The sequence below is a fragment of the Treponema succinifaciens DSM 2489 genome (assembly GCF_000195275.1).
Taxonomy (GTDB): domain Bacteria; phylum Spirochaetota; class Spirochaetia; order Treponematales; family Treponemataceae; genus Treponema_D; species Treponema_D succinifaciens.
The window spans coordinates 1847820-1857394 of record NC_015385.1 but is presented as its reverse complement, the minus strand read 5'-3'; the positions used below and the strand labels follow the sequence as shown (position 1 = coordinate 1857394).

Below are 9575 nucleotides of genomic sequence, written 5' to 3'. Positions count from 1 at the left end.
ACATGAATGAAGAAAACGAGAAAAAGCAGAAAATTGCGGAGCTGATTGCAGCAATAAAAAAGGCAAAAGGCATTGATTCAGAAATCACACCTGAAAATATTTCAGTTTCTGAAGATGAAATCATTGACAGCGGAATAGAATCAGTCCAGGGAAACGGCGGAATGTCTGAGGCGGCAATGGAAGCGGACTATGAGGCTGAACAGAATTCAAGGCCTGACTATCTTGACGAGAACGGCAATCCCCACTGGTTCGATGAGGAAGAAAATATCGTTGCGGAAAATGAAAGGGAATACCAAAAAGCAGAAGATTTTTCCGCCCGTATGTTCACATACAACGATTTTAATTTTGTCGCTGTCAGAAAATTCTCGGAAGAGGAAAGAGCTTTTGTGGATTCTGTAATTTCCAACGAGCAGAATAAAAAGCTTCTCTCAAAAAACGCGTTGTATTATGCAGGATTTCTTGAAAGCCAGAAGCCGGTCTCAGAGCAGAATTTTGAGAAAGCTTTAAAAGTTTTCAACAGGGCTGAGTTCCTGCAAACTTCAAGTTTTGACGCGGATATTTTCTATTGCCGGGAAAAAGGCACTTTTTATACAGCCTTGAACAATGATTTTCTTGTTCCTCTTGAATTTGTTTACAGTTCTGATAGACAGGAAAAAGACCTTTTTGAAAACCGTTTTTCTGATGAGATAGAATCGTTCCGAAACGATAATTTTGATTTTCTAAAAGGCACGTTGTCTTATGAGCTTGACGAGGAAAAAGATTTTGCACTTATGTCTGATATTTCAGATGTTCTTTCTGAAGGCGATGTTTTCACAAGAAGAAATGTGAATATTGACGGCGAAATAAAAATAAAACTCGGCGATTTGTTCGACAAGAAGAATCCTGAGAAAATCCAGCCGACAGGACTCCGGCATCTTATAAAGCACAGGATGGAAGAACGTCTGAACAATGGTTTTTCAATGGAAGAAGCTCAAAGAGAAACAACAGCGATTCTTTTTCTTGCCCTGAACAATATTGATAAAGCCCCTGCTGTTAAAGAGCAAAACGGAAGATATGCTATTTACAAAGACGGAATCAAAACCTTAATCGGAAAAGATAAGAAAGGAAAATATGTTGTAAGCGGATTTGATTATATAGATACAAAACGTGAGGCGACCGATTCCATAGGTACGGGGATCGCTCGCTATGGATACACGCCTGGCTTTCTCGAAATATACGACCAGGTGGGCGCAGTCGCTTCTGAATTAAATATACACAAGAAAAATTCCGTTGTCAATGATAAAACAGCTGAGAAAAATCAGCAGAATGAAAGCTCTTTTGACAATGCCGTGAAAAACCGTTTTGAGTCGGCTGCTCAGAAACTCAGCTCCCTTGATATAAATTCTGATAACTACAAGGAGGCGTTCGAGCTTCTGAATCGGATTGAGAAGCTGACAGGAATATCAGAGCCGTCTGAAAAAATTGACTTTGCAGAGAATGAAGCAAGAGAAAATTTTCAGCCTTCTCCGAATGTAAAATCTCCGGAAGAATTTGAAAGAATGAAAAAAGAGATTGACAATGCAAGAATCGTCGATGATGAGCCAGAAATTAAACCGGAGTCTGTAGAAAATTCAGAAGAAGAAAAAAACATGGAAACTCAAAAAGAAGATGTTTCCTATCAGGATTACACCGCAGGAAAAGTCATATATGGAAAGACAATTCTTCCGCCTTTTGCCTCGATGACTTCTGACGGTCATCTTAAAACCTGCGAGAATTTTGTTGTCAAAAGCTATGACAATGAAAGCGGAACGTACTTGGTTGAGAACGAGAATGAAAAACTTTCCCTGCCGCGTGAAACTTTCAATACTCTTTTGAATCCGGCAGGTCTGTACAAGGAGCAGCAGGAAGAAAAAATTTTCCAGATGGAAGGCAACGGAATTGTATTTGACAATCCAGAGAAAGGAGTGAAGGGAACTGTTATCCCGGAATTCTCTCTTATGACGCAGAACGGATTGCAGACTTACAAGGACTGCGTCGTTACAAAGTTCAATGAGAGCGACAAGACTTATACGTTGCGGAACGGTGACAGCATTATTTCCGTTACGGAAGAGCGTTTCAAGGAAATAACTTCGCCGGAACGTTTTGAGAATAAATTCGATGAGAATACTCCGGCTTACAAGAAAATGCTCAAGACCCAGTACGAGGATTTTTTCAAGGAACGTTCAAACACCGCCTATAATTTCAGGCATAATTTATCAGTTTTCTGCCGAAAGGAGGCGAATTCTCCGTGCGATGCCTTGAAAGTTGCAAAAGGAATCATTCAGAAAATGTCTCCATCAGAGCAGGACAAGACAAAGAAGCTGCTGAAGAAAATCGCAAGGGAAGGCGAGAGTCTGAACCAGCTTATAGTTCGCACTTACCACGAGGCTATAAAAGAAGTTCCATTGAATGAAGAGTACATAAAGCAGTACCAGCCTGAAAACCGGATTGCGCGTCCGTTCTATGACACGCTTTCCACCGACGGACAGAAAATCGACACCGACACGCAGCTTTTGAGAACTGACAAGGATTACAACCTTAAAATCGGTGATACTTTAAAAGACATTGATATTAAGTCAGACAAGATTTTTGGACACGGAAAGGAAAAAGTTCATTTTTCTGAGCTGAAAGTAATTTCCGCCTCAAAGGAGGGAAACACCGTAACTCTCATGGACAAGGAAAAATCCTTCATAGAAATTCCGCGTGATACAGTCCTTAAAGCCTATAAGGAGCAACAGCTTAAAGAAATGAAACATCAGCAGGCTCATAGCCGCCGCAACAGCATGGAAATTTCCTACAGGTGATTTTTGCATGACAGCCGGCACTTAATTTTTGATGTGCTGGCTTGACATTTTTTTTCGAGAGTTTTTATTTCTCCATTATCCAAACATGATTTAAAAGTTTTCTATTCATTTAGTTGCAATAAAAGGCAATTTCATCAGTTTTCTGTTAGTTTAAAAGTAAGTATAACTGAAAATAGAATTTTAAGAATTACAATTTTATTTATTAATATATGAAAAATGATAATCATTCAAACTCTTCGATATTTATTCCAATATGCAATGAAACACCATTCCTTTTAGCAAAATCTGAACAAATCGAATTTTTAGTTACATTATAATAAGGTCGCCTTTTATTGCAAATATAGGCTTTTTTATAGATATATTTATCAATATCATTGTTTTGCTTGAAAATCCTTAAAGTATTTTCAAGCTGCTTTTCAGCCTTGCGTCTATAATCCGAAGTTTTATCATCCTTTAGTTCAACAAATGCGATAGTATCTTTTGTGTTTAAAATACACTCGCAAAGAGATTCTTCTTCGCCTTGCCCTTTTGGAATTCTTATTTTTTTATCTAACGGAGAAAATAAATAATCCCTTCTATTATTACATTCTACAATAGCATTCCATTTATCTTTTTCTTTATCATCATAATCTATATCAGCAGGTTGTTTATCTATTAAACCAAACTCTGGAACTGGCTTTACTTTTTTAGAATATTCAAAAAAATCTATTTTTGACAAAAAGCCACCTCCAAATCAAGAAGTTTAGAAAACTTTTCATTTCCTTCTGCCATAGCCTTATTCAAAAGATTTTCATCTGAAGGAAGATTTTCATAAGGCGAAAGTTTTGTTATAGAACCGTCCTCTTTGGTTTCATAAATTGTAATCTTTTTTCCGTCAACAGCAGATTTTTCAGGAACAATTTTTTCAATTTCATCAGCAGGAACTCCTTTGTTAAAAAGCTCAGCAGCTTTTGCACTTAAGGTTAAATATGAAAGGATGTATGGACTATGAGTCGTAACAATCAGCTGGTTATCTTTATTTGAGCTCAGACATTCCAGAAGCTCATATAAAACCTTGCCCTGAGATTCTGGATAAAGGTTCTGCTCTGGCTCTTCGACTATATTTATAAAACGAGTATTAAAAAAGAAATGTATTAAAACCTCAATTCTTTTTTCTATATTTTCATCAACTTTTTGACCATAAAAAATTTTATCAAGATAATATAAAGTCATTTCAGATTTATTGTCTGACATTCTTCCCAACCAATCTTTTATAGCCTTTCTTTCGTTAAGGCTTAGTCTTTTTATATTTTTAGCAAAATCTGATGTAACTGTTTTTGTCAAATACCTTGTTACCAAAGAAATGGGAGCAACTGACTGTATTCCGCTAGATGAATTCAATATGTCCACAGTTCCAGTATTAGTCAACACTTTTGTAGAAAGAGTCTGCTTGTCATACTGTAATTTTATATCTGATATAGGAAGTCCAAATATTCCAGTTTCAGAATTTTTCTTTGCTTTATTATATTCTTCTAAAAGAATAGATAACATTAAAGGTAAATTTTTTATATTCTCAGCATCATCTACAACTGTAAGCAAATTCCTTTCAGATGGAATATACATGATTTTTGGACGATTATAATTTTTTAATTTTGTATAAAAATCATCTATTGCATTTTGAGTAAATTGATTATTCTTATATTCAAAGCGACAAATAAAGCCACTGTAGGTTATTTCTGTCTTGTCAGTAAAATATTCGCTAAGTCTTTGTTCTGAACAATAAGAAACAAAATCTATATCCAAAAACTTATTATTTTCGAGGTTAGATTTTAAATAAGCTTTTTCCAGCCAAGTAAAAGTCGAATACAGTTTCGCAATTGTACTTTTTCCAGTTGCCTGATTGCCACAGATTACAGTTACAGGAGAAATTTCCATAAAACCGTCATTTTCTGTAAATCCATTTTTTATTGGTCCAAAATTTTTTACTCTTAACTGCGGCATAGAAAACTCCAAAATAATTTTTATTAGAATTTACAAATTATATTATAAAATATGAAAATTTGGAACTACATTTTATCAAAGTGGTTAACTGCAAAGGTATTAGCACCTCTCTCTTCTTCAGTTCCGTTTTCAATAATAACATCGATAGTTTTGGTTTTGTTCATTTTATTTATCCTGTAGAATTTTTATCTCACAAATATCTGCACAACCATGCTTGCGATTGAGGCGACAGACATTCCGTAGATAATCATGTCCTTTACGGAAAGTTTTTTGCTTTTTACGCCGGGAACGCTTTCTATCAGCTTCTTGTTCTCGGCGGCGCATTGCTTCAGAAAGTCAATCGACTGCTTTTTTATTGTCTCAAGATGTGCCTGGCATTTTTCGGTGTAGGCTTTTATCATGTCTGATGACTGAGTTTTAAGGATTTCATACTCGTTTTTTGAATTTGCAAGAAGCGTTGTCGAGACTTCTGCGATTTTCTTTTCAGCCTCGTTCATGTAGTTTGTCGAGGCTTTTTCGGTTTCGTCTTTAAATTCCTTGATGCTGTTCTTTATGATTTCATCGGCAGATTTCAATTCCGTGATTTTTGCGTGGATTTCTGATGTGCAGGTGTCCATGCTTTTTGTCATCATCTGGATAAAAATTGAGATTTCCGCTTTTTCTTTCTGGAGCTGTATTTCAAGCGCGGCGACTTCCGCCGAAAGATTTGCGTTTTTTACACGCTCCTCAAGATAGTTCTCATAGGATTCCGCCGTGTCAAGTTTTTTCTTCAGGTCTGTGGTTAACTCAATCAGCGCATTGAACTTTGTGATTGTGTCATCGCGGAAATGCTCAAGCTCGATGTTCTTTGATGTGATAAGGCTGTTTGCGATTTCCTTTAAATCCTGGACATCGTCAAGAGTTTCCGCAAGGGCGATGAGAAATTTTTCAGACTCCGCCTGAGGAATCGTCACCATTTTTGCGCCTTGCTTTTCAGTCTTTTGTGTGCTTGTGTCAAGCTGGTTTTCTGTTTTTTGATTCGAGAAGTTTTGAATAAGTGCCATCCATTTTTCCTTTCGACCGACACGTGCCGGCCGGATTTTTATTTTCTTCTTTCGGAAAGATTTTTTTCGATTCTGACAGGAACGCCGTTTTCCCAGTATTCCTCTGTGTCGCCGCCTGCGTCCACGATTTTCTCGATGAATCCGTCATTCCAGTATTCCCAGTGGTTCGGATATTCAACGGCAGGCTCGTCATTTTCAGAATGGATAAGCCCGTTCTTGAAGTTGAAAATCACGAGCGTGTCAGCTCCGTTTATCTTCATGGACTTGCTGTTCTGTCCGTTCAGCGGAATTCCGTCCATGACAAACTGCTCCATCTGGAATTCCTTGAACGGCGAGCTTGACTCCTTGAAAAGGTCGTTCTTGGTGAATTCGGCTCTTTTTTGCTCAATCTCTTCTTCTGTCATTGCTTGCTCCTTGCTATTTTTTTGATGGCACTTGAAGCCCATTATGCCACCATTCCTCGTAGTTGTCGATGTGGTCGATAACCGCAGGTTCGTTGTCGCAGTGGAGAACTCCGTTTTTCCAGTGCTCGATGTGAGTTCCGTCTGTTGTCTCGATTGCTGGCAGAAGATTTCCTTCCTCGTCTGTAGTGTCGTTCAGGAAGCCGTTTTTTACCCTGATTGTTACAGAATCTTCTATTTTATAGTCGCCGTCCGCAACCTTGTTTTCCTTTGTCATTATCCGTCTGTACTGGTACTGCTTGAAATTTTTCATCTAAAACCTCGTTATCATTTTGCTTTTGTCTGTCTTTGGCTTTGAGAAAGGATTCTCGCTGTTGATTTCTTCTGCGATGTCCTTCTGTTTTTCTCCGGTCTCGTGGGCGGACTTCAGAATCCGCTCCAGAATTTCCGCAAGCTCCGAAGAGCCTGAGCCGCAGCTGTTGAGCTCGTCTGCAAGAACCGCGATGTCGTTTTTTGTGAGCCTTAAAGGAACTGTCATTGATGTCATCTTTTATCCTCCTTCTTGATGTACTTCGGGCATAGAGTTATATATTCAGCCGAAATGTAGTATTTGATTCTTTCCTGGTCTGGATTTTCCAGTGTCACGTATTTTTTCTGCCGCAGAAATCCAGAAACAACAATCTCCTTGTCCTTTTTCAGATAGTCGAAGATGTGGCTTGCGACTTCTTTCAGAAAATGGACTTCAATAATAAGAGGCTCGCTCTTCTGGTATGGAAGTCCGTCGTCCTGTGCATTGAATGTTACAAGAGGAATCTCTCCCGCCGATGTCTTTACGAGAGATATTTGCGCGTCGGAGACAATCTTTCCGTGTAAAGTTATGGAATTCAATTTGCCAAGCTCCTTAATGTGATTTTTATTGCCATGAGCGTAATGCACCAGCAGAACGCCTTAGACACCGCTCTTCTTCTCCAAGTCCAGTAGTCATAATGGCTGTAGCGGAAGATGTATGATGTTATGAAAATCAGAACGCTTCCTGCGGTTATGAAAACTAGAAGTGCGAGCGGCGTGAAGCGCAGGTTCAGAAAATGCAGGATATATGCCAGCCTTGCGTTGAGAATTCTTATTATGCCTGACGATTTTACAGCTGACAGAATCCTGTTCATTTTCAGACAAGCTCCTCCGTGTCTGAGTAGATGTCAGTGTCAAAGTCCGGCATGTCCTCATAAATCATGCTTTCCTCATTCTGACTCTCAGGCTGCGGAACTGCGCTGTTTTCGGAAGCCGGAACGCTGCTCTTTTCTGCAGAATCTTTTGCGTCGAAAATAAGCTGGATGTTTCTTACGCCGATTGCTGTCGCGCTTTTTTTCACGCCGTCCTTTTCCCATCTGTCCTGCTTAAGGTAGCCGTCGATTATTACCTTTCTGCCTTTTGTAAGGTAAGGAAGAACCTTCTCCGCATACTGGTTGTACACGGAAAGCGGAAAGAAATTTCCGACCTGCACGAATTCGCCTTTTTCGTTCTTGTAGCTTCTGTTCGTCGCTATGCTGAAAGTCGCGATTTTCATGCCGTTCGGCATGGTTTTCATCTCCGCATCCCGGACTACACGTCCGAAAAGTTTCACATCATTTAGCTCCATTTTTTGCTCCTCGACCGACACGTGTCGGTCTATCTGATATTGCTTCTAATCCGCATCGCAATGCCGAGCACCGCAGCGCAGACTAGTATTGCCCAAAGCACTATTCTCACAGTCCATACAATTTTGTGTCGCAGCGACTGACCTTTGAAATCTTTCAGAAAGTTCATTATCCGCTGAAGGACTGCAAGATTTTCGTTCTCATCGCCTGATTTCTTGCTTTCAAAGAAGCTCAGAAATTCGTCAATCCGCTTTTTCTTTTTTTTCATGCCTCTATTCCGTATTTTCTGTAAATCTCGCTCATCTCCGTTTTGAGTTGCTCTCTTGTGGCCTTGTCCGCAAGTCTTGCGAATCCGAGCGACAGTTTCCGTCTGATGAAATTCTCCTCGTCTATTTTGAAAAGTTTTTTCTTTTCCGGCGGGAGATTCCATATTTTCCGCGCGATTTCAAGTTTTTCATCGTCGTTTGCGGTTGTCATGTCAAAACCGCATTCAGGGCAGCTTGAATATATATTGACTTTTTCCTTGCCGCAGACCGGGCAGACGCTGAGATATTTCTCGCTCTCGGCAGCTTTTTCTGAAAGTTCTGTCTGACAGTTTCTGAATTCCTGAAGAATGTCGTTCTGGAAGAAAAGTCTGTACGCAAGTCCTCGCGGATTTGCAGGCTTCTTTTCCGCGACACGCTTTCTGATGAACTCGAGGTAGTTTTCTGCGGATTCTGCTTGCATTTTGTTCTGTATAAAAAATGCTGCTGCTTTTTCGGGGAAGGTCTCATCAAATGCGCTCTTTCCGAAAATTTTTTCAGAGGCATTGTTTAAAGCAACAGCATACCTTTTGAATTCGTAAATTAAAGAATCATTAAACATAGAATCACTGGTAGAAGAATCATTTAAAGCATAGGAACTGGAGTTCCCTTGCGCATGGGTATTGCCGTTCCTTTCCGCAAAGGTAGCGGAGTTCCTATGCGGACTTTCAGGAGTCTTTTCTGGTTCCGCATGTGTCGTTTTTGTCCCTTGCGGATTCTTATTTTCCGCAAAGGTAGTGGAATTCCTTTGCGGAATTTTTCCGTTGCAAGAAGATTCTTCTTTCTTTGCTTCTGTTTTTTCACTTGCTTTTGTGTTCAGGAGTGTGTCGTAAAGTTCTGTTGTTCTGTAGTACGAACGTTTTCCGCCCTGTGTTATGACTGTCTCGCGCTGCATGAGTCCTTTTTCCACAAACGCGTCGAATCTGCGCCGGATTCCTTTTTCAGATGTGATTCCGATTACAGGAAGGTCTTCCATTATCTTTGAGATTTTCACCCAGCCGAAAATCCTTGAATTGTCGGAGAAATCCTTGAAAATGCGCTTCTCCATTTTTCCGATGAAGAAATTCGCGAACCAGTCGAGAATCAGCGCGTCTGTCACATCGAGTCCGTATTCGAGAAGTTTTTCCTGCGAGTATGCGAAGACAGAGAACCTCATGCCTTTTCCTCCTTCTGAAGATTTCTGCCGTGCTCACGGAGAATTTCTTTTATTTTTTCCTGCAGCAGAATGAATTTTCCGTCCGGAATGTCCACGTCGATAAAAGGAAGAAAGACGGACGTTATTCTTGCTGCGAAGTCGTCATCTGTGAGCTTCTGAGCATGGGCTGATTCCGTGCGGTTTGAGAGAGTCTCGATGTATCCTTTCTGCTGGAGTGTAGATATGTAGTTCATGGCT

General features: G+C 39.8%; 13 protein-coding genes. 1 reads left to right on the top strand and 12 read right to left on the bottom strand.

All coding sequences use genetic code 11. The annotated features are described in order from the left end of the window. Positions 1 to 2: 2 nt before the first annotated feature. On the top strand, positions 3 to 2822 hold the full coding sequence (locus TRESU_RS08830; RefSeq protein ID WP_013701907.1) for a hypothetical protein: 2820 nt from the start codon (positions 3 to 5) through the stop codon (positions 2820 to 2822). Positions 2823 to 3045: 223 nt separating this feature from the next. On the opposite strand, the gene TRESU_RS08825 is transcribed toward TRESU_RS08830, so the two are convergent. From TRESU_RS08825 to TRESU_RS08770, 12 genes are all read right to left on the bottom strand, one after another. After that, positions 3046 to 3540, bottom strand: a complete 495-nt coding sequence (locus tag TRESU_RS08825; RefSeq protein ID WP_013701905.1) for a hypothetical protein — start codon at positions 3538 to 3540, stop codon at positions 3046 to 3048. After that, the gene (locus tag TRESU_RS08820; RefSeq protein ID WP_013701904.1) at positions 3528 to 4802 is read right to left on the bottom strand and encodes an AAA family ATPase; all 1275 of its coding nucleotides are present in this window, start codon (positions 4800 to 4802) and stop codon (positions 3528 to 3530) included. The genes TRESU_RS08825 and TRESU_RS08820 overlap by 13 nt, the downstream gene beginning before the upstream one ends. A gap of 185 nt (positions 4803 to 4987) precedes the next feature. After that, positions 4988 to 5845, bottom strand: a complete 858-nt coding sequence (locus tag TRESU_RS08815; RefSeq protein ID WP_013701902.1) for a hypothetical protein — start codon at positions 5843 to 5845, stop codon at positions 4988 to 4990. 38 nt (positions 5846 to 5883) lie between these two features. Continuing rightward, the gene (locus tag TRESU_RS08810) at positions 5884 to 6249 is read right to left on the bottom strand and encodes a hypothetical protein (protein WP_013701901.1); all 366 of its coding nucleotides are present in this window, start codon (positions 6247 to 6249) and stop codon (positions 5884 to 5886) included. Positions 6250 to 6262: 13 nt separating this feature from the next. Next, positions 6263 to 6559, bottom strand: a complete 297-nt coding sequence (locus TRESU_RS08805; protein ID WP_013701900.1) for a hypothetical protein — start codon at positions 6557 to 6559, stop codon at positions 6263 to 6265. Next, positions 6560 to 6793 (bottom strand): hypothetical protein, encoded by a 234-nt coding sequence (locus tag TRESU_RS08800; RefSeq protein ID WP_013701899.1) that lies wholly within the window; start codon positions 6791 to 6793, stop codon positions 6560 to 6562. Next, positions 6790 to 7134, bottom strand: a complete 345-nt coding sequence (locus TRESU_RS08795; protein WP_041612040.1) for a single-stranded DNA-binding protein — start codon at positions 7132 to 7134, stop codon at positions 6790 to 6792. Before TRESU_RS08795 ends, TRESU_RS08800 begins: the two co-directional genes overlap by 4 nt. Beyond that, positions 7131 to 7409, bottom strand: a complete 279-nt coding sequence (locus TRESU_RS14930) for a hypothetical protein (protein WP_041612039.1) — start codon at positions 7407 to 7409, stop codon at positions 7131 to 7133. The genes TRESU_RS08795 and TRESU_RS14930 overlap by 4 nt, the downstream gene beginning before the upstream one ends. 2 nt (positions 7410 to 7411) lie before the next feature. Then, positions 7412 to 7882 (bottom strand): single-stranded DNA-binding protein, encoded by a 471-nt coding sequence (locus tag TRESU_RS08785; RefSeq protein WP_013701898.1) that lies wholly within the window; start codon positions 7880 to 7882, stop codon positions 7412 to 7414. Between the two features lie 29 nt (positions 7883 to 7911). Beyond that, entirely contained in the window at positions 7912 to 8148 is a 237-nt protein-coding gene (locus tag TRESU_RS08780) for a hypothetical protein (protein ID WP_013701897.1), read from the bottom strand. Continuing rightward, positions 8145 to 9338 (bottom strand): hypothetical protein, encoded by a 1194-nt coding sequence (locus TRESU_RS08775; RefSeq protein WP_013701896.1) that lies wholly within the window; start codon positions 9336 to 9338, stop codon positions 8145 to 8147. Before TRESU_RS08775 ends, TRESU_RS08780 begins: the two co-directional genes overlap by 4 nt. Then, positions 9335 to 9571: a hypothetical protein gene (locus TRESU_RS08770; protein ID WP_013701895.1), complete on the bottom strand. Its 237-nt coding sequence runs from the start codon at positions 9569 to 9571 to the stop codon at positions 9335 to 9337. The genes TRESU_RS08775 and TRESU_RS08770 overlap by 4 nt, the downstream gene beginning before the upstream one ends. Positions 9572 to 9575 lie beyond the last annotated feature (4 nt).

Bases quoted from the DNA above. Each gene is read 5' to 3' on its own strand.
- TRESU_RS08810 (WP_013701901.1), bottom strand. From the start codon at position 6,249: ATGACAGAAGAAGAGATTGAGCAAAAAAGAGCCGAATTCACCAAGAAC.
- TRESU_RS08780 (WP_013701897.1), bottom strand. From the start codon at position 8,148: ATGAAAAAAAAGAAAAAGCGGATTGACGAATTTCTGAGCTTCTTTGAA.
- TRESU_RS08800 (WP_013701899.1), bottom strand. From the start codon at position 6,793: ATGACATCAATGACAGTTCCTTTAAGGCTCACAAAAAACGACATCGCG.
- TRESU_RS08785 (WP_013701898.1), bottom strand. From the start codon at position 7,882: ATGGAGCTAAATGATGTGAAACTTTTCGGACGTGTAGTCCGGGATGCG.
- TRESU_RS08770 (WP_013701895.1), bottom strand. From the start codon at position 9,571: ATGAACTACATATCTACACTCCAGCAGAAAGGATACATCGAGACTCTC.
- TRESU_RS08775 (WP_013701896.1), bottom strand. From the start codon at position 9,338: ATGAGGTTCTCTGTCTTCGCATACTCGCAGGAAAAACTTCTCGAATAC.
- TRESU_RS08805 (WP_013701900.1), bottom strand. From the start codon at position 6,559: ATGAAAAATTTCAAGCAGTACCAGTACAGACGGATAATGACAAAGGAA.
- TRESU_RS14930 (WP_041612039.1), bottom strand. From the start codon at position 7,409: ATGAACAGGATTCTGTCAGCTGTAAAATCGTCAGGCATAATAAGAATT.
- TRESU_RS08820 (WP_013701904.1), bottom strand. From the start codon at position 4,802: ATGCCGCAGTTAAGAGTAAAAAATTTTGGACCAATAAAAAATGGATTT.
- TRESU_RS08830 (WP_013701907.1), top strand. From the start codon at position 3: ATGAATGAAGAAAACGAGAAAAAGCAGAAAATTGCGGAGCTGATTGCA.
- TRESU_RS08815 (WP_013701902.1), bottom strand. From the start codon at position 5,845: ATGGCACTTATTCAAAACTTCTCGAATCAAAAAACAGAAAACCAGCTT.